Source organism: Micromonospora sp. NPDC047707, assembly GCF_040704235.1.
In the GTDB taxonomy this organism is placed as follows: domain Bacteria; phylum Actinomycetota; class Actinomycetes; order Mycobacteriales; family Micromonosporaceae; genus Micromonospora.
In genome coordinates this window covers 150,531-171,324 of record NZ_JBEYSU010000012.1, presented here as the reverse complement: position 1 = coordinate 171,324, position 20,794 = coordinate 150,531, and the positions used below count along the sequence as shown (strand labels likewise).

General features: G+C 76.7%; 20 protein-coding genes and 1 pseudogene. 7 read left to right on the top strand and 14 right to left on the bottom strand.

The window, feature by feature from the left end; genetic code table 11:
* The first annotated feature begins 88 nt into the window (after positions 1–88).
* Both AB0873_RS16310 and AB0873_RS16305 read left to right on the top strand, forming a co-directional pair.
* Positions 89–2,230 carry a penicillin acylase family protein gene (locus AB0873_RS16310; RefSeq protein ID WP_366600552.1) on the top strand — a complete coding sequence of 714 codons (2,142 nt, stop codon included), beginning with the start codon at positions 89–91 and terminating at the stop codon, positions 2,228–2,230.
* Positions 2,223–2,798 (top strand): GNAT family N-acetyltransferase, encoded by a 576-nt coding sequence (locus AB0873_RS16305; RefSeq protein WP_366600551.1) that lies wholly within the window; start codon positions 2,223–2,225, stop codon positions 2,796–2,798. Before AB0873_RS16310 ends, AB0873_RS16305 begins: the two co-directional genes overlap by 8 nt.
* Here the strand turns inward: AB0873_RS16305 and AB0873_RS16300 are convergent.
* Genes AB0873_RS16300 through AB0873_RS16270 form a run of 7 tightly spaced genes read right to left on the bottom strand, consistent with a single transcriptional unit; the run spans position 2,768 to position 8,369 of the window.
* Positions 2,768–3,457, bottom strand: a complete 690-nt coding sequence (locus AB0873_RS16300; RefSeq protein WP_366600550.1) for a dihydrofolate reductase family protein — start codon at positions 3,455–3,457, stop codon at positions 2,768–2,770. The two genes, AB0873_RS16305 and AB0873_RS16300, sit on opposite strands and share 31 nt — an antisense overlap.
* A complete protein-coding gene (ribA, locus tag AB0873_RS16295; protein ID WP_155331790.1) occupies positions 3,450–4,106 on the bottom strand; it encodes a GTP cyclohydrolase II in 657 nt (218 codons plus the stop codon). Before ribA ends, AB0873_RS16300 begins: the two co-directional genes overlap by 8 nt.
* An 11-nt stretch (positions 4,107–4,117) precedes the next feature.
* Positions 4,118–5,083: a lysylphosphatidylglycerol synthase transmembrane domain-containing protein gene (locus AB0873_RS16290; protein WP_155331789.1), complete on the bottom strand. Its 966-nt coding sequence runs from the start codon at positions 5,081–5,083 to the stop codon at positions 4,118–4,120.
* Positions 5,084–5,132: 49 nt separating this feature from the next.
* Positions 5,133–5,957 carry a methyltransferase domain-containing protein gene (locus tag AB0873_RS16285; RefSeq protein WP_366600549.1) on the bottom strand — a complete coding sequence of 275 codons (825 nt, stop codon included), beginning with the start codon at positions 5,955–5,957 and terminating at the stop codon, positions 5,133–5,135.
* Entirely contained in the window at positions 5,954–6,988 is a 1,035-nt protein-coding gene (locus AB0873_RS16280; protein WP_366600548.1) for a glycosyltransferase family 4 protein, read from the bottom strand. The genes AB0873_RS16285 and AB0873_RS16280 overlap by 4 nt, the downstream gene beginning before the upstream one ends.
* The gene (locus AB0873_RS16275) at positions 6,985–7,383 is read right to left on the bottom strand and encodes a 6-carboxytetrahydropterin synthase (RefSeq protein ID WP_366600547.1); all 399 of its coding nucleotides are present in this window, start codon (positions 7,381–7,383) and stop codon (positions 6,985–6,987) included. Before AB0873_RS16275 ends, AB0873_RS16280 begins: the two co-directional genes overlap by 4 nt.
* On the bottom strand, positions 7,353–8,369 hold the full coding sequence (locus AB0873_RS16270; RefSeq protein WP_366600546.1) for a zinc-binding alcohol dehydrogenase: 1,017 nt from the start codon (positions 8,367–8,369) through the stop codon (positions 7,353–7,355). Before AB0873_RS16270 ends, AB0873_RS16275 begins: the two co-directional genes overlap by 31 nt.
* A 92-nt stretch (positions 8,370–8,461) precedes the next feature.
* Here AB0873_RS16270 and AB0873_RS16265 point away from each other — a divergent pair.
* A pseudogene (locus tag AB0873_RS16265) lies at positions 8,462–9,148 on the top strand (CDP-alcohol phosphatidyltransferase family protein); the annotation flags it as partial.
* Positions 9,149–9,298: 150 nt separating this feature from the next.
* Positions 9,299–11,041 (top strand): sulfatase, encoded by a 1,743-nt coding sequence (locus AB0873_RS16260; protein ID WP_366600545.1) that lies wholly within the window; start codon positions 9,299–9,301, stop codon positions 11,039–11,041.
* Between the two features lie 26 nt (positions 11,042–11,067).
* On the opposite strand, the gene AB0873_RS16255 is transcribed toward AB0873_RS16260, so the two are convergent.
* The 3 genes from AB0873_RS16255 to AB0873_RS16245 are packed head-to-tail and all read right to left on the bottom strand — an operon-like array spanning position 11,068 to position 13,081.
* Positions 11,068–11,730: a class I SAM-dependent methyltransferase gene (locus tag AB0873_RS16255; RefSeq protein ID WP_366600544.1), complete on the bottom strand. Its 663-nt coding sequence runs from the start codon at positions 11,728–11,730 to the stop codon at positions 11,068–11,070.
* Positions 11,727–12,410 (bottom strand): DUF2064 domain-containing protein, encoded by a 684-nt coding sequence (locus AB0873_RS16250; RefSeq protein WP_366600543.1) that lies wholly within the window; start codon positions 12,408–12,410, stop codon positions 11,727–11,729. Before AB0873_RS16250 ends, AB0873_RS16255 begins: the two co-directional genes overlap by 4 nt.
* Positions 12,407–13,081 (bottom strand): glycosyltransferase family 2 protein, encoded by a 675-nt coding sequence (locus tag AB0873_RS16245; protein WP_155331781.1) that lies wholly within the window; start codon positions 13,079–13,081, stop codon positions 12,407–12,409. Before AB0873_RS16245 ends, AB0873_RS16250 begins: the two co-directional genes overlap by 4 nt.
* A 143-nt stretch (positions 13,082–13,224) precedes the next feature.
* Between AB0873_RS16245 and AB0873_RS16240 the strand changes: the two genes are divergently transcribed.
* A complete protein-coding gene (locus AB0873_RS16240; protein ID WP_366600542.1) occupies positions 13,225–14,688 on the top strand; it encodes a hypothetical protein in 1,464 nt (487 codons plus the stop codon).
* Between the two features lie 91 nt (positions 14,689–14,779).
* Here AB0873_RS16240 and AB0873_RS16235 read toward each other — a convergent pair whose 3' ends face one another.
* The gene (locus tag AB0873_RS16235; RefSeq protein WP_366600541.1) at positions 14,780–15,907 is read right to left on the bottom strand and encodes an NAD-dependent epimerase/dehydratase family protein; all 1,128 of its coding nucleotides are present in this window, start codon (positions 15,905–15,907) and stop codon (positions 14,780–14,782) included.
* A 192-nt stretch (positions 15,908–16,099) separates the two neighbouring features.
* Here AB0873_RS16235 and AB0873_RS16230 point away from each other — a divergent pair, with 192 nt between their 5' ends.
* Together AB0873_RS16230 and AB0873_RS16225 are read left to right on the top strand one after the other, a co-directional pair.
* Complete coding sequence (locus AB0873_RS16230; protein ID WP_366600540.1) at positions 16,100–17,443, top strand: molybdopterin-dependent oxidoreductase; 1,344 nt, start codon at positions 16,100–16,102, stop codon at positions 17,441–17,443.
* A complete protein-coding gene (locus AB0873_RS16225; protein ID WP_366600539.1) occupies positions 17,436–17,888 on the top strand; it encodes a hypothetical protein in 453 nt (150 codons plus the stop codon). The genes AB0873_RS16230 and AB0873_RS16225 overlap by 8 nt, the downstream gene beginning before the upstream one ends.
* 66 nt (positions 17,889–17,954) lie before the next feature.
* Here the strand turns inward: AB0873_RS16225 and AB0873_RS16220 are convergent, their stop codons facing one another.
* The 3 genes from AB0873_RS16220 to AB0873_RS16210 form a co-directional block, all read right to left on the bottom strand.
* A complete protein-coding gene (locus tag AB0873_RS16220; RefSeq protein ID WP_366600538.1) occupies positions 17,955–19,058 on the bottom strand; it encodes an FUSC family protein in 1,104 nt (367 codons plus the stop codon).
* 80 nt (positions 19,059–19,138) lie between these two features.
* The gene (locus AB0873_RS16215; RefSeq protein WP_366600537.1) at positions 19,139–19,513 is read right to left on the bottom strand and encodes a sensory rhodopsin transducer; all 375 of its coding nucleotides are present in this window, start codon (positions 19,511–19,513) and stop codon (positions 19,139–19,141) included.
* Complete coding sequence (locus tag AB0873_RS16210) at positions 19,513–20,724, bottom strand: D-arabinono-1,4-lactone oxidase (RefSeq protein WP_366600536.1); 1,212 nt, start codon at positions 20,722–20,724, stop codon at positions 19,513–19,515. The genes AB0873_RS16215 and AB0873_RS16210 overlap by 1 nt, the downstream gene beginning before the upstream one ends.
* Positions 20,725–20,794: the final 70 nt, after the last annotated feature.

The following is a 20,794-nucleotide window of genomic DNA, read 5'->3' as shown; positions in this document are numbered from 1 at the left end:
CCTCAAAGATCGAGCGAGCTGGGCGATGGCCCGACGGTCACCGGTGCACTCGAACCAACATCAGCTCGAGTGAGACAAGGGTGCACCAATGAGCGCGCGCGCCGAGCACACCCAGGGGCACCGGACCGCCGGGCCCCGCGCCGGCACCGAGCGCGGTGCCCGCGCGGGTGGCCGGGTGTTCCGGGACCGGTGGGGCGTGCCGCACCTGCGGGCCGGCGACCCCGGCGAGCTGGCCCACGCGCAGGGCCGGGTGACCGCGTACGACCGGGCGTGGCAGCTGGAGGTCGAACGGCACCGGTCGCTCGGCGCCAGCGCCGCGTTCCTCGGCGCCGACGCGGTGCCGTGGGACCGGTTCGCCCGGCAGGCCCGCCTCGACGACACCGCCCGGCGGTGCCACGCCCGGCTCGACGAGGCCACCGCCGGCTGGGTGGCCCGGTACGTCGACGGCGTCAACGACGGCCTGGCCGCCGGCGCGGCGCGCGACCCCCGGTTCGCCGCCGTCGGCCTCACCCCCGGGCGGTGGGAGCCGTGGACCCCGCTGGCGATCTGGCTCACCCACCACGTGCTCTTCGCCGGCTTCCCCACCAAGCTCTGGCGTGAGCACGTCGCCCGGCGGCTCGGCCCGGACGCCGTGACGCTGTTCCACGCCGACGGGCCGACCAGCTCCGGCAGCAACGGCTGGCTGCTCGCCGGGGACCGCACCGCCACCGGCGCCGCGCTGCTGGCCGGCGACCCGCACCGGTACATCGAGGACCCCGGCATCTACCAGCAGATCCGGCTGGCCTGCCCGGAGTACGACGTGGTCGGCCTGGCCGTTCCCGGGGTGCCGGGCGTCGCCCACTTCGGGCACGCCGGCGACGTCGCCTGGGCGATCACCAACGCGATGGCCGACTACCAGGACCTGTACGCCGAGCGGCTGCGCCGCGACGGCGGCGGCGTCGAGGCGTACGGGCCGGACGGCTGGCGCCCCGCGCGGGCCCACACCGAGACGATCACGGTGGCCGGGGGCGACCCGGTCGACGTGGAGGTCGTCGAGACCGACCGCGGACCGGTGGTGGTCGGGGGGCCGGACGCGCCCGAGTCGATCAGCCTCCGCTACCCGCCCCGCGTCACCGGCGAGCTGGGCTTCGCCGCGCTGCCGGCGCTGCTGCGCGCCCGGACCGTCGCCGACGTGGACGCCGCCGTGGACGTGTGGGTGGAGCCGGTCAACGTCGTCCTCGCCGCGGACACCGCCGGCGGCCTGCTGCACCGCGCCGCCGGGATGGTGCCCGCGCGCCACCCCGACAACCGCCTGCGTGTGGTGCCCGGTTGGGAGCCCGGGCACGCGTGGCAGGGCTGGCACGCGATGCCCCGCGCCGAGGTGCCCGACGTCGCGGTGATGGCCAACGAACGTGGCGTCTCCACGCCACTGGGGGTGGAGTTCGCGCCCCCGTACCGGGCGCGGCGCATCCGGGACCTGCTCGACGCGTCCCCCGGCTGGACCGCCGGGCGGATGGCCGAGGTGCACACCGACACGTACGCGGCCGCCGCCGGGTCGCTGCTCGCGATCCTGTCCGACCTGGACGGTCTGCCGCCGGAGGCGGCCGCGCTGCGGGACCGGCTGCTGCGCTGGGACCGCCGGATGGCCGCCGACAGCGGGGACGCGGGCGCGTACGCCGCCGTGCGGGCCGCCCTGGTGCGGCGGATCGCCGCCCACCCGGCCCTCGCGGCGCTCGCCGAGCCACCGGCGTACCCGGAGCTGTTCGCGCCCTGGCTGGCGCTGACGCCGCGGGTGGGGGCAGCGCTCGGCGCGCTCCTGGCCCCGGGGGTGCTGCCCGGGGCGGACGCGGCGGCGCTCGCCCGGGAGGCGCTCGTGGAGGTCGCCGGCGGCGACCTGGACCCGGCCGTCGGCGGCGCGGGCGCCCGCTGGGGCGCCCGGCACCGGCTCGCCCCGTGGCGGGCCCTGCCCGACGCCGGCCCGGACGGCGGGCCGGAGCTGGGCGGGGACCACGACTGCGTGCTCGCGACCTCCAGCGTGCCCGGGGTCACCGACCGGTGCCTGCGCGGGCCGGCGGCGCGGTACGCGTGGGACCTGGCGCGGCGCGAGGACAGCCGGTGGGTCGTGCCGCTCGGCGCCGACGGGGTGCCCGGCGCGGCGCACCACACCGACCAGCTCGCGGCGTGGCAGCACGGGGAGCTGCTGCCGGTGGTCACGAACTGGGACGACCTCACCGAGGAGCGGGATGGGTGACGCCGTGTTCGGACGGGATGTCGCGGGGTTCGGTCGCGTCGAGCTGCGGCCGGTGGAGCCGGACCGTGACGCGGACCTGATCCACGGCTGGGTCAGCCAGGAACGGGCCCGCTTCTGGGGGATGCGCGACGCCGGCCGGGACCGGGTGGCGGAGATCTACCGGTACCTGGACTCCCTCCCCACCCACCACGCCTGGCTGGCGCACCGGGGCGGGCGGCCGGCGGCGCTGTTCCAGACGTACGAGCCGGCCGCCGACCCGGTCGGCGAGGTGTACGACGTCCGGCCCGGCGACCACGGCGTGCACCTGCTGATCGGCCCGCCGGCCCACCCCGAGCCCGGCTTCACCGGCCACCTGCTCGGGGTGCTGGTCGCGTTCGTGTTCGCCGACCCGGCGCACCGGCGGATCGTCGCCGAGCCGGACGCCCGCAACGACCGGGCGGTGGCCCGCCTGCGTCGCAGCGGGTTCGTGGCGGGTCCGCTGGTCGACCTGCCGGACAAGCGGGCCCGGCTGATGTTCCTCGACCGCGGGACGGCCGCTCAGCCGGCGCAGCGGTCGGAGAGCGCGTAGCGCACCAGCGCGACGTCGCCGATCTGGCGGACCTCGGCGACGCGGGCGCGGCGACCGGCGTGCCAGGGGAAGCAGCCGTCGCCGCCGAAGCGCGGGGCGCGGCTGTCGCCCACGAAGAAGGGCGCGACCACCAGGTGCAGCTCGTCGGCGAGACCGGCGGTGAGGAACTGGGCGTGCACGCTCGCGCCGCCCTCCACCATCAACCGGCGTACGCCCCGGGCGGCGAGGTCCCCCAGCGCCCGGGTCAGGTCGACCGGCTCCCCGGCGTCGACCACGGTGGCCCGGTCGCCGAGGCGCTCGCGGGTCTTCTCGACCGCCGAGGTCGCGCAGTAGATGAACCGGTCGGTGTCACCGACGGTGAAGAACCGGGCCTCCGGGTCGAGGTCGCCGCAGCCGGTGAGCGTCACCCGCACCGGCGAGGCCGGCAGACCCCGGGCGACCCGGTCGGCGCGGCGGGCGGCGGAGCGCACCAGCAGGCGCGGGTCGTCCCGGCGGACCGTGCCCGCGCCGACCAGGATCGCGTCGCACCCGGCCCGCACCTCGTCGATCCGGTCCAGGTCGGCCTCGTTGGACAGCACCAACCGCTGGCCGGTGGCGTCGTCGATGTAGCCGTCGATCGAGGCGGCGCAGCTGAGCAGGACGTACGGCCGCTCAGTCATGGACGAGAGGTAGGTCGAGGGCGTGGTCGCCGCGGGTCACCTTCGCGGCCAGGTAGCCGGCGTTCGCCGGGGAGAGGTACACGCCCGTGGGCACCCGCTCGGTGATGGTGACCCCGAGCCGGTGCAGCTGGGCGGCCTTGTCCGGGTTGTTGCTGAGCAGGGCGACCTGCTCCACGCCGAGCGCGGCGAGCATCTGCGCCGCCACCGTGTAGTCCCGCTCGTCCTCGCGGTGGCCGAGCGCGAGGTTCGCGTCGTACGTGTCGAGGCCGGCCTCCTGGAGCGCGTACGCCTCCAGCTTCGCGTACAGGCCGATGCCGCGGCCCTCCTGCCGCAGGTAGAGCAGGTACCCGCCGCTGTCGGCGATCCGCTCGACGGCCTCCCGCAACTGGGGACCGCAGTCGCAGCGCTGGCTGCCGAACACGTCCCCGGTGAGGCACTCGCTGTGCGGGCGGACCAGCGGCACGGGCCGGCGCGTGCCCGCCGGGTCGAGGGGGTGGGCCCGGTCGCCGAGCCCGAACGCCAGGTGCTCCCGCCCGTCGGCCAGGCCCTCGAAGGAGAAGACCCGCGCCGTGGTGGTGTACCCGTCGGGGAAGCGCAGCGGGACGGTGACCTCGGTACGGATCGTGGTGGCGGGCGGTGCGGAATGCATCGGACTCCTTGTCAGACGGTGCCGGCCGGCACGCGGACACGACGGGCCACCAGGACGGCGGCACCGGGAAGGCTCGCGACGAGCACCAGGGCTCCGTACACCATCGCCGTCGAGACGCCCTCGGCGGCGGAGAGGCCGGCGGCGCCGAACGCCCACGCGGCCACGCCCTCGCGGGGCCCGAAGCCGGCGACGTTCGCCGGCACCCCCATCGCGAGCAGCGCCAGCAGCGTCAACGGCACCAGCAGGGACAGCGGCGCGGTGGAGCCGGCGGTGCGGGCGGCGAGCACGAACGTCGCCAGGTGACCGGCGACCGCGAGCGCGGAGGCGAGCAGCACCCCACACCAGGTGCGGCGGGCCAGCAGCCCGGCACGGACGTCGGCGACCGCGGCGCCGAGCGCCCGCGCGAAGCGGGACGGCTTGGCCACCGGCAGCGCCCGGGCCAGCAGGAACACGCCGAGCCCGAGCGCGGCGAGGGTCGCCGCCACCGCCGGCAGGTACGGCCGGACCGGGGACGGGAACGCGGCGAGCACCACCACCGCCACCGCGGCGAGCACGACCTGTCCGGCGGTTCGCTCCCACACGACGGCACGGATACCCCGCCCGACGTCGCCGGAATCCCGCCCGTGGCGAACCGCGCGGTGCACGTCGCCGAGGATCCCGCCGGGGAGCGTCGCGTTGAGGAACACCGCCCGGTAGCAGTGCGCCACGGCGGTTCGCAGCGGCAGCCGGACCCCGAGCCCGCCGGCGACCAGGCTCCACCGCCACGCGCAGCACACCGTGGTGAGCACGCCGATGGCCAGCGCCGCCGCCAGCGCGGGGGCGTCGATCAGGCGCAGCCCGTCGAGGAACGGGCCGGCGCCGACCCAGCAGAGGAGCCCGCCGAGCATGCCGACACCGCCCAGCGTCCGGACCCATGCCAGGGCCCGCCCCGAGACCCTCCGGCCCGCCGCGGGTGCGGTGGTCACCGCCGTGTCCATCCGGACCTCCCTCACGATCTTTCCCGTGGGTAGGCACGTACGGCGACGCTCACGGGTTCACCGTAGGCAGGGCGAGCAGGTCGCGGTGGTCGATCAGAACGGTCAGCCGGCCGGCCGCGACGGCGGCGCGCCGGCTCCGCGCGTACGCCCCGACCGGGCCGATCAGCTCCGGCCGCTGCTCGCAGGCCGCGTCGAGCCAGCCGGCGAACCACTCCGCGAACAGGTCCGGTTCCTTCGGGCCGAGCCGCCACGGGCTGGGCCGGAGCACGACGTCGGCGCCGTGCCGGACGAACGCGGCGGCCGCCACGTCGACGGCGTCCGGCCCGAGCAGGGCACGGCCGCCGACGGTACGGCGCTGGTGCTCGTCGAACGCCTCCGCGATCTCGGCGTCGAGGGCGTCGACCGGATCGAACCGCACCCGGCCGACGACGGACAGGGCGAACAGGGCCGGCCGGCCGGCGCAGGCGGCGACGACCCGCTCGACCTCGTCGGCGGTGAGCATGTCCAGCAGCGCGGACGCGGTGACCAGGGAGGCGCCGGCCAGGTCGGCGGCGGTGAGCCGGGTCAGGTCACCGGGGCGGGTCTCGACGGTCACCGGGGCACCGTCGGCGGCGGCCGCGGGCAGGTCGGCGGCGGCGCGGGCGAGCAGGCCGGCGTCGGCGTCGTGCAGGATCCAGTGCTGCGGACCGGGCAGCCGCGGGGCGAGCCAGCGGCCCATCGACCCGGTGCCGCAGCCGAGGTCGTGCACGACCAGCGGGGTGCCGGTGAGCCGGGACCGCACCCGGTCGACGAGGTCCGTGGCGCGGGCCGCCGCGTCGGCGGGCTCGCGCAGGGTGAGCCAGTCCGCGAAGCCCGCGGGCAGGTCGACGGTCATGCCGCTCCTTCCAGCGCCGTCGCCAGCGCGGTGGTCGTCGTCGTCCAGTCGTCGAGGGCGGCCCGCCGCTCGCGGGCGGCCCGGCGCAGGCGTCCGCGCAGCGCCGGGTCGGTGAGCCAGCGCCGCAGCACGCCGGCCAGGGCGGCCGGGTCACCGGGGGGCACGAGCAGCCCCGGCGGGGTGCCGTCCGGGGCGCGGCCCAGGGTGTCGGGCAGCCCGCCGGCCGCGGTCGCCAGCACCGGTACGCCACGGGCGAGGGCCTCGGTGACCGCCATGCCGTACGTCTCGATCCGCGACGGCAGCACCAGCAGGTCGGCCGCCGCGTACGCGGCGTCCAGTTCGGCCCCGGGGTACGGGCCGGCCAGGTGCACCCGCCCGGTGAGACCCTGGTCGGCGACGCGCCGCCGCAGCCGGTCGACGAACACCGGGTCCCGGGTGAGCGACCCGGCGCAGACGCAGCGCCAGGGCAGGTCGGCGACCCGGGCGAGCGCGTCGACCAGGGTGTCGTGTCCCTTGAGCGGGCTGACCGCCGCGACGCAGAGCAGTTCCCCGCCGGTCGTCGAGCCGGCCGCCGGGGGTGCCGGGTCGACGCCGGGCGCGGCGACGTGGATCCGCCCGGCGGGCAGCGCGTACCGGTCGATGAGCCACCGCCGCGTCCAGCCGCTGGTGGTGACGACCGCCGCCGCGCACGCCAGTGCCGCGCGCTCGGCGTCGTGGTCCAGCGGCAGGTGCACGAGCACGACCGGGCGCAGCCGTCCGGCACGCGGCGCGAGGATCTCGGGCACGGCCGAGGCGACCAGGCCGTCGAGCAGGGTGACCGCCCCGTCGGGCAGCGCGTCGAGCACCCGGGCGAGACCGGCCCGGTCGGCCGGCTCCGGGTCCGGCCAGCGACCGGGTACCGGGTGCTCGTGCACGGTCCACCCGGCGGCGGCCAGGCCGTCGAGGACGCGCCGGTCGTACCGGTTGCCTCCGCTCGGTGTGGCCGGGTCGTCGATGTCGCCGGGCAGCACCGCGTGGACGGTGCCCGTCACAGCGCCCGTTCGTAGCTGGCCCACGCCACGTGCGACTCGTGCAGGGTCACGGTGATCCCGGCCAGGCCACGCGCACCCTCGCCGAGGTCACCGGCGTGCGCCGCCTCGGCGAGCCGGTCGGCGACGGTGCGGGCGAGCACCTCGGTGGTGGTGTTCACGCCCGCGAACGCCGGCTCGTCGTCGAGGTTGCGGTAGGTCAGTTCGCCCAGCACCGCGCGCAGCCGGTCGGTGGCCCGTCCGATGTCGACCACGATGCCGTCGGCGTCGAGGCCGGCGCGGCGGAAGGTGGCGTCGACGACGAAGGTGGCGCCGTGCAGGCGCTGGGCCGGACCGAACACCTCACCCCGGAAGCTGTGGGCGATCATCATGTGGTCACGGACGGTAACGCTGAACACGATTGGTCCTCTCCGTCGTAGGTGATGAGGTGGCACAGGGCCGGCAGCCGCCCGGCGGCGAGCCGGGGCAGCACGTCGGGCAGGTCGGCGAAGCGGGACTCCCCGGTGAGCAGCACGTCGAACACCGGATCGGCGAGCAGGTCCAGCGCCAGCGCGAGCCGGTCGGGGTAGCTGCGGCTGCTCCGCCGGGCCGGCGCGATCCGGCCCACCTGGCTGCTGCGCAGGGTGAGCCGCCCGGAGTGGAACTCGCCGCCCAGCGGGAGGGTCACCTCGCGGTCGCCGTACCAGCTCAGCTCCAGCACCGTGCCCTCCGGCGCCACCAGCTCCAGGCAGCGCCGCAGGCCGGCGGAGGTGGCGCTGGCGTGCACCACCAGGTCGCGTCCGCCCGCCGCGTCGGCCGGCGCGGCGAACTCGACGCCGAGGGCCGCGGCCAGCGCCGCCCGCGCCGGGTCGACGTCGACGAGCTGCACCCGTACCCCGGGGAAGCGCGCCGCCAGGGCCGCGACGGTGGCACCGACCATGCCGGCGCCGACCACGGTTATCCGGTCGCCGACCAGCGGCGGCGCGTCCCACAGCGCGTTCACCGCGGTCTCCACCGTGCCGGCCAGCACCGCGCGGGCCGCCGGAACGCCGTCGGGTACGACCGCCACCGCGTCGGCCGGGACCACGTACGCGGTCTGGTGCGGGTGCAGGCAGAACACGGTGCGCCCGCGCAGATCCTCCGGCCCCTCCTCGACCACGCCCACGCTGAGGTAGCCGTACTTGACCGGCGCCGGGAAGTCTCCCTCCTGGAACGGGGCGCGCATCGCCGCGTACTGGCCGGTGGGGACGCCGCCGGTGAACACCAGCGTCTCGGTGCCGCGGCTCACGCCGGAGTACCGCGCCCGGACGAGCACCTCGCCGGGGCCGGGGGCGGGCAGCGGCGCCGGCCGGATCTCCCCCTGGCCGGGTGTCCGCAGCCAGAAGGCCCGGGCCGTCCGTGTCACCGGCTGCTCCTTTCCGCGTCCGGGCGAACCGGACCGTCGTTTCGTGCGTACTACCCAGTCAGGGAGTTGTCGATCATAGACACGGAGGCACGGTGGCCACGGTTCGAAACGGTCCGCTGATCGGGCTGGGCGTCCAGATTGTCCTGCTGGCCGGGCTCGCCGGGACGGTCGGTCTCGGCCCCACCGGCTGGTTCGCCGGCCTCGGGTACGGGCTGGCGGTGTGCCTGGCGCTGCTCGTGGGCCTGCACCGGGCGGGGGTGACCGCTCTCGGGCCGGCCGACCGGGTGACCCTGGGCCGGGCGGTGCTCGTCGGCGCGGTCACCGCGCTGGTCGCCGACGGGTTCGCCGGCCGGCCGGTGCCGATCGGGCTGTTCACCGTCCTCACCGCGGTGGCCCTCGCGTTGGACGCCGTGGACGGGTACGTGGCCCGGCGCACCGGCACGGCCAGCGCGCTCGGCGCCCGGTTCGACATGGAGATCGACAGCATCCTCGTCGCCGTGCTCAGCCTGCACGTGGCGCCGGCGGTCGGGGTCTGGGTGCTCGCCCTCGGCGCGATGCGGTACCTGTTCGTCGCCGCCGGCTGGGCGCTGCCCTGGCTGTGCCGGCCGCTGCCACCCCGGTACTGGCGCAAGGTCACCGCGGCGGCGCTGGGCGTGCTGCTGCTGGTCGCCGCGTCGCGGGTGCTGCCGCCGCCGGCCGCGGTGGCGCTGCTCGTCGGGGCGCTGGCGCTCCAGGTGGAGTCGTTCGGTCGGGACGTGCTCTGGCTGTGGCGGCGCCGCTCCGCGCCGGTCCCCACGCCGGCCACGGCACCCGTCGGGCAGCCCGCGCTGCCGGTCGCCGGCGCGCCGCTGCCGGGCGTGCCGGTGGGCGCGGGCCGGCCGGCGGCGCGCCGGGAACTCGTCGCCGTCCACGACTGACCGGGGAGCACCGTGCAGAACGACGAGAACACCGCGCGGCCTGATGAGAGCGTTGCGCGGCCCGACGGGAGCACCGTCCCGGTCGACGAGCCGGGCTCGGGGCGTACCCCGGGGCAGGTGGACCGGCCGGCGCGGTGGCGGCGGTACGCGGGGTGGCTGGCCACCGCGGTGGCCGTGGCGCTGGTGCTGGTCGCCCTGGGCGCGCCGCACCGGCCGGGCCACCTGACGCCCGCCGCGCTGGTCCGGATCCCCCTGGAGGGTCTGGTGCTGGCGGCGGTCCTGCTCGCCCTGCCCACCCGGGCCCGCCGCCCGGTGGCGACGCTGGCCGGGGTGGCGCTCGGGCTGCTGGTGGTCCTCAAGGCCGCCGACCTCGGCTTCGGCTCGGCGCTCGGCCGGCCGTTCGACCTGGTGCTCGACTGGGCGCTGCTCGACGAGGCGTTCACCTTCGTGAGCGGTTCGGTCGGGCGGGCCGGCGCCGTCGCCGCCGCCGTCGGCGCCGTGCTGCTGGCCGTCGGGCTGCTCGCCACCCTGACCTGGGCGACCCGGCGGCTGTGCCGCCTGCTGGCCGGCCACCCGGACCGGTCCCGCCGCGCGCTGGCGGCGCTGGTGGTGCTCTGGCTCGTCGGCGCCGCCGCCGGGGTGCGGATCGCGCCGGCCGGGCCGGTGGCCGACGCCTCCGCGACCGTGCTGGTCAACGCGCACGCCCTGCAGGTGCAGGCGCGGCTGCGCGACCGGGCGGTGTTCGCCGGTGAGGTCGACGCCGACCCGTACGGCGACGCGCCCGGCGACCGGCTGCTCACCGCGCTGCGCGGGAAGGACGTGCTGGTCGCCTTCGTCGAGAGCTACGGGCGCGACGCGGTGCAGGAGGAGGAGTTCGCCAACGTCGGCGTGGTGCTCGACCAGGGGCAACGTCGGCTGTCCGCGGCCGGCTACGGCACCCGCAGCGCGTTCCTCACCTCGCCCACCACCGGCGGCGGCAGCTGGCTGGCCCACGCCACGTTGCTCTCCGGCCTGTGGATCGACAACGACCAACGCCACCGTACGCTGCTGGCCAGCGACCGCAGCACCCTCGGCACCGCCTTCCAGCGGGCCGGCTGGCGGACGGTCGGCGTGATGCCGGCGGCCAACCAGGCGTGGCCCGAGGGGGCGTTCTACGACTACGAGCAGTTCTACGACGAGCACAGCCTCGGCTACCGGGGCCCGCGGTTCAGCTTCGCCCCGATGCCCGACCAGTACACCCTGTCGGTGTTCCACCAGCGGGAACGCACCGCCACGGACCGGCGGCCGGTGATGGCCGAGCTGGCCCTGATCTCCAGCCACTCCCCCTGGACGCACATCCCCCGGCTGCTGGACTGGAACGCGCTCGGCGACGGCAGCGTGTTCCGCGACGCCACCGAGCGCAGCTCGTCCAAGCAGCCCCGGCTGGGTTACCGGCGGTCGATCGAGTACACGCTGGGCGCCCTCACCTCGTACGTCCAGCGGTACGGCGGCGACAACCTGGTGCTGATCGTGGTCGGTGACCACCAGCCCGCGCCGATCGTCACCGGCCCGGACGCCAGCCAGGACGTGCCGATCCACCTCATCACGCGGGACCGGGCGGTGCTCGACCGGATCGCCGGCTGGAACTGGCAGGACGGCCTACGGCCGGGACCCGACGCGCCGGTGTGGCGGATGGACACCTTCCGGGACCGCTTCCTCACCACGTTCTCCCCCGGCCTCGACCCGCGCGCCGCGGCGGCCGGCCCGCCCGGCTGATCCCGGCGCCGGCCCCGTCGTCACCGTCAGGGGCGGCGGAGGACGGCGAACCGGCGGCCGTCCCGGTCGGTCACCTCGTGCACCGCGAGGCCGACCGCGGCGGCCACCGTCGGCAGCGCCCGCTCGTCGAGCCGGGCCCACCGGAACCACGGGCCCCGCCGGGACACGCCGTCGACCGTCCGGTACGCGAGGTGGCTGACGCCGCGCCACAGGCCGGGGCCGGCCGGTTCCACCTCCACCACGACGGTGCCGCGCGGGCGGAGGAGGTCCCGGCAGCGGCGCAGCAGGGCGACCGGGTCGCCGCCGATGCCGATGTTGCCGTCGATCAGCAGCGCGTGCGCCCAGCGCCCCTCGCCGGGCAGCGGGTCGAACACGTCCCGGCGCAGCGCGACCGCGCCGCGGGCCCGGGTACGGCGGACGGCCTCGGCGCACACGTCGAGCCCGACGGCCGTCACACCGGCCTCCACCAGCGCGCGGGTGACCCGGCCCGGCCCGCAGCCGACATCCAGGGTGGGGCCGGCGCAGCGGCGCAGGACCGCCCGCAGCGCCGGCTCCGCCGCCGCGTGCCAGCGGTCGACCGGCAGGCGGGTCCGCCGCCCGTGGGTGTCGACCAGCCAGTGCGTCCCGGTCGGGGTGGTGAGCGCCGCCGCGAATCCGGCGGCGTCCGGGTCGGTGGCGAGGGCGGTCACCGCCGTGTCCCGACCGTCTCCGGGTCCGGCCGGACGGCGTGGACCTGCCGCGCGAACCGGCTGCCCGGCAGCATCGCCGCCACGGCCAGCGCGTCGGTCCACTCGTCGACGTCCCGGAGCACCGGCAGCGGCTGAACGCGCAGGCGGCGCGCGGCCAGTGCCTCGACGGTGCGTCGCCCGGTCAGCGGGGTGGACATGGGTACGTCCCGCAGGGCGGTCGCGTGTCGGGGTTCGCGCAGGCCCAGGCTCCACCAGCCACCGTCGACCGCGGGGCCGAGCAGCGCGTCCGCGCCGGCCAGGCGCCGCGCCGCCGCGCCGAGCAGGACCGGGGACACCTGCGGCGTGTCCATGCCGATCTGGAGCACCGGCCGGCCGGGGTACGCGGCCGCGACGTCCGCGTACGCGGCGGCGAGCCGGTCGCCCAGCCCGGCGCCACGCTGCGGCAGGACCGTCCAGCCGGTGACGGCGGTCCGCAGCGCGTCGGCGGCCACGCCGTCGGCGAGCCGCCCGTGCAGGGCGAGCACCGGGGTCACGCCGGGGGTCGCCGCGACCGCGGCGAGCGTGTCGCGCAGCGCGGCGGCGGCGACCCGGGCCGCCTGGTCGGGGGTGGCGGGCGGGCACAGCCGGGTCTTCACCGCGCCCGGCACCGGCGCCTTCGCCACGACCAGCAGGACGGTCACCGGGTGCCGCCCATGCTGCGCAGCACGCCGGCGAAGTCGCGGGTCGCCCGCAGGGTGCCGCGCACGGAGCCGGAGACCTTCGAGCGGGTGCCGGCGGCGCGCGGCGCGTACGTGACATCCAGTTCCCGGATGCGCCAACCCGCGGCGGCCGCCCGGACCAGCAGTTCGAGCGGGTAGCCGAAGGCCCGGTCGGTGACGCCGAGGCCGAGCAGCGCCTCGCGCCGCGCCACCCGGATCGGGCTCAGGTCGCGCAGCGGGACGCCACGCTGGCGCAGCAGCGCCGCGATCAGCGCGGTGCCGGCGCGGGCGTGCCACGGCCAGGCGGACGCCGACACGGGCCGGCGGCGGCCCACCGCGAGGTCGGCCGAGCCGTCCGCCACCGGGGCCACCAGGGCCGGCAGCTCCGCCGGGTCGAACGAACCGTCCGCGTCCAGGACGCACACCAGCTCGGTCTCGGCGGCGAGGAGCCCGGTGTGGACGGCGGCGCCGTAGCCGCGGCGGGGTTCGTGCACCACCCGGGCGCCGAGCCGGGCGGCCACCTCGGGCGACCCGTCCCGCGACCCGTTGTCCACCACGAGCGCCCGGTACCCGGGCGGCAGCGCGGCGAGGACGCCCGGCAGCGCCGCAGCCTCGTCCAGGCACGGCAGGACCACGTCGATCTGTGTGGACATGCCTCGACGCTAGGGCGGCGGCGGACCCGCGGCGGCCGGAACGTGCTTACAGATCGCTTACCGGGGGACAGATTCTTACCGACCGGTGACGGGACGCCGCTTCGCCTGCGCCACCGCGTCGCAGCCCGTACCGTGCGGTCGTTGTGACGTCCACACCGACACGAACCGCCGCCGCCCCCGCGGCGCCCGCCCGCCGAGGCCGCGCCGACCTGGTGGTGCTCGCCGTGGAGGCGGCGCTGCTGGCGGCCGCCGTGGTGGTGGGCGCGGTGCTCAACGCCCGGGGTTCGGGCCTGCACGCGGACGCCGCTCCGGCCTACGCCACCTGGCGTCCGCACGTCGGCTGGGGTACGCCGGCGGTGGTGCTGGTCGCCGTGGTGGTGCTGGTCTGGGGTGTTCCGTGGGCGCGGACCGCCCGCTGGGGCCGGCTGCTCCTCGCCGGCTGGCTGGCCTCGGTGGCGTGGACGCTCGCGCTGGCCCTGGTGGACGGCTGGTCGGCCGGTCTCGCCGAGCGGCTGACCACGCAGGCGGAGTACCTGCACGAGGTGCCCCGGATCACCGACGTGTCCGCCGTGCTGGCCGGTTTCACCGGGCGGATCCTCGATTTCCAGCCGGACTCGTGGTCGACGCACACGGCCGGGCACCCGCCCGGGGCGCTGCTGGTCTTCGTGTGGCTCGACCGGGTCGGGCTGGGCGGCGGCGCGGCGGCCGGCCTGGTGTGCGTCCTGGCCGGCGCGACGGTTGCGGTGTCGGTGCCGGTGACCCTGCGGGCGCTGGGTGCCGACGGCGCCGCCCGGGCCCTGGTGCCGTTCCTGGTGCTGCTGCCGGGCGCGGTCTGGGTGGGGGCGTCGGCGGACGGGCTGTTCGCCGGGGTGGTGGCCGCCGGCCTGGCGCTGCTCGCGACCGGCGGCCGGTGGACGGCCTTCGCCGGCGGGCTCGTGCTGGGCTTCGCGCTGCACCTGTCGTACGGGTTCGTGCTGGTCGGGTTGCTGGCGGTGGCCGTGCTGGCGGTGCGGGCCCGGGACGGGTGGGCAGCGCTGGCCGCCGCCCTCGCCGGGGTCGCCGCCGTCGTGGTGGCGTTCACCACCGCCGGGTTCTGGTGGTGGGACGGCTACCGCCTGGTGGTCGAGCGCTACTACCAGGGGTGGGCGGCCGATCGCCCGTACGGCTACTGGGTGTGGGCGAACCTGGCCGCGCTGCTGCTGTCCGCCGGGCCGGCGGTGGGGCCGGCGCTGCGCCGGGCGCTGGTGGCCGCCGTCGGGCCGGTTCGTGGCGCGCTCGCGCGGCTCGCGGCCGGGTCGGCCGACGGCGGGGTGATCGCCGGGCCGGCGGGGCGGATCGGGCGTGCCGCGCGGTGGTGGTCGGCGATGGCGGGTGCCGTCCGGGGCGCGGGACCGGTCGTCGTGCTCCCGGTGGCCGCGGCGCTGGCGGTCGTGGCGGCGGACCTGTCCGGGCTGAGCAAGGCGGAGGTGGAGCGGATCTGGCTGCCGTTCGCGGTGTGGCTGCTGGTGGCCGTCGCGCACCTGCCGGCACGTACCCACCGGTGGTGGCTCGCCGGGCAGGCCGTGACCGCCGTGGCGGTCAACCACCTGCTGTTCACGGTCAGCTGACGGTCGCGGCGTCCGGCGGTGTGCGCCGGCTGCGACAGCGCAGGATGCGCCATGCCGTGCCGGCGCCCCGCCCGGGCATCGCGCCGGCCGGTCAGGCCGGCAGGGCGGACGGCTCCGCCGCCACGGCGGGCTCGGACGGGGCGGCCGGGGACGGCCCACCGGCGGGCACGGCGGCCGGTTCCCGCAGCGGGTCGCGGGCGAACGCGGCGACGCCCTCGGCGAAGCCGACCCGGGCGGTGTAGCCGAGGAGGTCGGCGGCGCGGCGCGGGTCGGCGACGACGTGGCGGACGTCGGCGGCGCGGGCACCGCCGACCACGAGGGGCGCGGGACCGCCCATCGCCGCGGCGAGGGTGGTCGCGAGTTCGCCGACGGTGTGCGGCTCGCCGGAGCAGACGTTGACCGGCACCAGGCCCTCCGGCGCCGGGGCGGTCAGCGCCAGCAGGTTGGCCCGCGCCACGTCGGTGACGTGCACGAAGTCGCGGCGCTGGCGGCCGTCCTCCAGCACGCGGGGCGCCCGCCCGGCCGCCAGCGCCGAGCGGAAGATCGAGGCCACGCCCGCGTACGGGGTGTCGCGGGGCATCCGGGGGCCGTAGACGTTGTGGTAGCGCAGCGCCCACACCCCGCCGCCGGTCTGCCGGGCCCAGGCGGCGGCCAGGTGCTCCTGCGCCAGCTTGGTGGCCGCGTACGTGCTGCGGGGATCGAGGGGCGCGTCCTCCGGCACCAGGGCCGGGGTGAGTGGACGGTGGCAGGCGGGGCAGGTCGGGTCGTACCGGCCGGCGGCCAGGTCGGCGGGGCGGCGCGGAGCGGGGCGGACGACGCCGTGGGCGGCGCACCGGTACGTCCCCTCCCCGTAGACGACCATCGAACTGGCCAGCACGAGCCGGGTCACGCCGGCCCGATGCATGGCGGCGAGCAGCACGGCGGTGCCGTGGTCGTTGTGGCTGGCGTACGCCGGGGCGTCGGACGGGTCGAGGCCGTGCCCGACCATGGCGGCCTGGTGGCAGACGGCGTCCACGTCGCGCAGCAGCCGGTCCAGCAGCGCCGCGTCGCGGACGTCGCCGACCACCGGCCGGTGCGTCCGGGACCAGACCGGCAGCCCGGCCCCGTGCGCCTGCGGGAGCAGCGCGTCCAGGCCGACCACGTCGTACCCCTCGGCGACCGCCAGGTCGACGACGTGCGACCCGACGAAGCCGGCCGCGCCGGTGACGAGTATGCGCATTCCGGTCACGCTAGGCCGGCCGGGCGCGGCGGCCCGGGTGTTCGGCCGGACCGTCACGACTTCGTAAGACCGACCCACCGGACGGGGGACCCGCGTCGGCGCGTAAGCGGCTCGTAATGCCGCAACCGGGGCCGGGCCGTCCGCGCCCGGTCTAGCGTCGCGGTGGAGACCCGGCCACAGTGAGGAGCGCCCATGCCCGGGGACGGTGACGGCAGGCCCGCCGGCGAGCGGGGGTACGGCTTTCCCGCGCCGCTGTGGCGTGCCCTCGCCCGGCACCGGCCGCCCGGCGCCGGGGCCGCGACGCGGGGCTGGCGCAGCCCGCTGCGCGGGCCGTGGCTGACGGCCGTGTACGGCGCCGTGCTGCTCGTCGGGCTGCCCCTGGTGTTCCTCACCGGGCTGCTCGATTACCTCGCCTACGGGCCGCAGTTCGGGCAGGCGTTCCCGCGCGACGTGGGCTGGCTGCGGCTGCCCCAGGTCGACTGGCCCACCCGGCCGTCCTGGCTGTTCCGGGTCACCCAGGGGCTGCACGTGACCCTCGGGATCATGCTGATCCCGGTGGTGCTGGCCAAGCTGTGGTCGGTGATCCCGAAGCTGTTCGACTGGCCGCCCGCCCGCTCGGTGGCGCAGGTCCTCGAACGGCTCTCCCTGCTCCTGCTGGTCGGCGGGATCCTCTTCGAGATCGCCACCGGCCTGCTCAACATCCATTACGCGTACCTGTTCGGTTTCGACTTCTACACCGCGCACTACTTCGGCGCGTGGGTGTTCGTCGCGGCCCTGGTGGCGCACGTGTCGCTCAAGTTGCCGAGGATGCTCTCCGCGCTGCGGTCCCGGCGGCCGGCCGACGAGGCGCGGACCGGCACGGCGGCCACCCGGCCGGAGCCACCCGACCCGGACGGCCTGGTGGCCCCGGCGCCCGGCCCGGCGACGGTCAGCCGGCGCGGCGCGGTCGCCCTCGTCGGCGGGGGCGCGCTGCTGCTCGGCGCGCTGACCGTCGGGCAGAGCCTGGACGGCCCGCTGCGGCGCACCGCGCTGCTGCTGCCCCGGGGGCAGGGCTTGGGGAGCGGCCCGAACAGCTTCCCGGTCAACCGCACCGCCGCGGCGGCCGGCATCTCCGCCGAGGACGCCGGCCCGAGCTGGCGGCTGTCCCTGCGCGGTGGTGGCCGCGAGGTCACCCTGGACCGGCCGGCCCTGCTCGCCATGGCCCAGCACACCGCGCGCCTGCCGATCGCCTGTGTGGAAGGGTGGTCCACCCTGCAGACCTGGACCGGTGTGCCGTTGCGGGACCTCGCCGCACTGGTCGGGGTGACCGACCCGGCCGCCGCGCACGTCCGCAGCTTGGAGCAGGGCGGCCTGTTCGACCAGGCCACGCTCCAGGCCAACCAGGTCCTCGACGGGGACTCGCTGCTGGCGCTGCGGGTCAACGGCGTGGACCTGTCCGCCGACCACGGGTACCCGGCCCGGGTCATCGTGCCGGCCCTGCCCGGGGTGCACTGCACCAAGTGGGTCGCCGCCATCGACTTCCGGACCGATGGCTGAGCGGGTGGCGCGGCTCCGCGCGGCGTACGGGGCCGGGGCGCGGCACCTGCTGGTGCTGCTGGCCTGCTTCGCGGTCACCGGCTGGGTGGCGCTGCGGCTGGCCGGCGAGGCGGACGCGGTGCGGATGCTGATCTGGTTCCTCGGCGCCGTCGTGGCCCACGACCTGGTGCTGTTCCCGGTCTACGCCACGGTGGACCGGGCGCTGCGGCGGGTCGTCGGGGCGCGCCGCCGTGCCCTGCTCAACCACGTCCGCGTCCCCGCCCTCGCCTCGGCGCTGGTGTTCCTCGTGTACCTGCCCGGGATCCTCGGCCTCGGCGGCACCACCTACCGGTCGGCGACCGGCCGGGAACCGACCCCGCTGCTCGGCCGTTGGCTGGCCCTGAGCGCGGCGTTCTTCCTGCTCAGCGCCGCCGCGTACGTGGTCACCAGCCGCCGGCGGCGGTAGGGCGCCCAGGGGACGGCCGGCGGCATCCCCCGTGCGCGCCGGGCGGGTCGGCCGCCCGCTGCCGGGTCAGTCGCCGGCCGCGGCCTCGCGAACCAGTCGGCGCGCCTCGTGCCACCGAACGCCGGTGGCCCGCAACAGGTCGTTGGCGATGGTCCGCAGCTGGGAGACCACGATCGTGCCGGAGAACCCGATGTCCTGCCGGCACGCTTCGCCAGCGTGCCGTACCGCCCGCAGCACCCGTTCCCGGGCCCGCACCGGCTCCTCCCCGGCCAGGAACTCGCGGTGCAGCAGCCGCAGCGCCTCCCCGTACTGCTCGACCGCGGCGGGCAGGTCCGGCGGCACCGGTTCGGCGTCGCGCAGGGTCGTGCCGACCCGGCGAACCAGCGTCCGGCTGTTGCGGAACGCCCGCTCCATGTGCTTGACGGCGTGACGGTAGGCGCGCACGGTCCGGCGGCGGCGCCAGCGTAGCGGCGAGAACCGAACCACCTCGTCGGCAGCGGTCACCACCTCGGTGAGCTGGGTCAGCTTGGGCTCCGCATCGCGCATTCGCGCCAGCACCCGCTCGGCGCGGCCGGCGTCACCGCGGCGGAGGGCTTCTGCGCAGGCAGTCATCTCGCGGGCGAACAGGTCCAGGGCGGAGTCGGCGACCCGCCGTACGGTGCGCAGCGGATTCAGTGGCGCGAGGACCAGCATCACGAAGAGCCCGACCGCGCCGCCGACCAGGGCGTTGATCGTGCGTGGTAGCTCCAGGTCGGGACTGCCCGGGGTGAGCGTCGCCACCAGCACCGCGGTGGCGCCGGCCTGTGTCATCAGGAGGCCGGCGCCCCGGACCGTGGCCGCCCCGATGACCGCCAGGAAGACGATCAACCCGGTCTGCCACGGCCCGGTGCCGAGCAGGCCGATGAGCAGGTCACCGGCCGCGATGCCGAGACCGACCCCCACCAGCAGTTCGACGGTCCGCCGGGTCCGGTTGCCGAGCGAGGCGGCGATCACCGCCACCGCCGCGGCCGGGGCGAAGGTGGGTTCCACCGTGCCCAGCACCTCCTGGGCGACCAGCCAGGCAATCGCCGCGGCGAGCCCGGCCTGCACAGCGACGATCAGGTACAACTGCAGCCGCCGCCAACTGTCCCGGCCGATCTGCTCCAGCCGCTTGCGCGGGGAGCCCCCCATTGGGCGCCGACGGCGACCCGGGGCGGCGTTGGACGACATGGCAGCGGTTACCCCCGCCGATGCCGGTCGAACGCGGGGGATCAGGCCGGGTAAGCCATCGTGCCGATCAACGCCACCACACCCGGCAGTCGAGTGTCCTGCCGGAGGAACTGCACGACCACCGGCACCGGCGCGCGCAGCACGCACCCGTACGGCCGGTCGAGGCGGACCGCCTCCGGGTCGATCAGGTCGTTGACCCGCACGTGCCGGATGCGTCGCCCGCCGACCACGATCGGGTACGGCCCCACCGGGTCCGCGTCCTCGTAGTAGAAGTCCAGCGTCAGCTCGACCTCCCGGTGGGTGGCGTTGAGCACGCAGAGCTGGTCGAAGCCGGTGAACTCCGGTTCCGGGCCGTGGCTGGGGAACGGGACCCGCCCGCCCGGCACCACCCAGGTCCGCGCGCCGATGTCCGCCATCACGCCTCCTCGAACAGGCGGGCCAGGTCCGGGCTGAGGAAGACCCCGTCCGGGTCGAGCCGCCGACGCAGTTCCTGGAAGTCGTCCCAGCGCGGGTAGAGCGGGCGCAGCTCCCGCGCGGTCAGCCAGTGCTTCTTGCCCCAGTGCGGCCGGCCGCCGTACTGCCGGAAAACCGCTTCCATGTCCCGGAAGTACGCCTCGTAGGGCAGGGAGGTGTTCTGCAGGCAGGCAATGGTCGCCGTGGAACGGCCGTAGGCGTTGCTGAGCCAGATGTCGTCGGCGGCGATGGTACGCAACAGCACCCGCCAGCCCACGTCCCGACGGTGCCAGTCGCGGATCCGGCGGCGTACCTCAGCGAAGCAGGCTGGCAACGCCTCCGCCGGCAGCATGTACTCGATCTCCTCGAATCGCAGATCCCGCCGGCGAGGAATGGTGCGGTGGGTGGGGCCGACCCGCGTCTCGCGCGGGTCCTCCCACGGCCCGGACCCCGGCACGCGAGGGGTGGGCCACGGACGGTGGGCGCTGCGGTCATCCGCGCGGTTCAGGGTGCGGACCTGGGTGAGGTCGCTGCGCGGGTACCAGTAGAAGTCCATGTTGCGGTTCGTGTGCTGCAACTCCGCGAGGTGGTCGAGGGTCCACTCCACCGGGGCGCACCACGCCCGCCGCCGCAACTCGTACCGGGGTTGTACGTCCAGGGTGAGCTGGGTGACCACGCCGAGCGCCCCGAGCGAGAGGCGGACCGCCGGCAGCAGTTCCGGGTTGCGCTCGGCGGAGACGTCGAGCACCTCGCCCGTCCCCGTGACCAGGCGAACCCCGGCTACCTGGGTGCTGAGGTTCCCGAACCCGATCCCCGTGCCGTGCGTACCGGTGGCGGTGGCTCCGGCGATCGACTGGTAGTCGACGTCGCCGAGATTGTCCATGGCCAGGCCGGCGTCGTACAGCCCCTCCCCCAGCTCCTTGAGTCGGGTCCCCGCCCAGACCGTCGCCAGCTTCCCGTCACCCCGAATCACCCCAGCGAGCCGGTCCAGGCTCAGCAGGATCCCGTCCGTCCGGACGAGCGGGCTGGACGAGTGGCCCGACCCGACCGGCCGGACGGTGGTGCCGGCCTCTCGCGAGCGGAGCACCAGGTCGCAGACCTCGTCCTCGGTGGCAGGCTCGGCCCGCTCGCCCGGCGTGAACGCCAGGCTGCCGGACCAGTTGACGAACCTCACCGCACCTCCCCCGACGCGCCGGCTTACCCGTCATGTCGGCGGGTAAGCCGGCGCCGGGCCGGCTGACCGT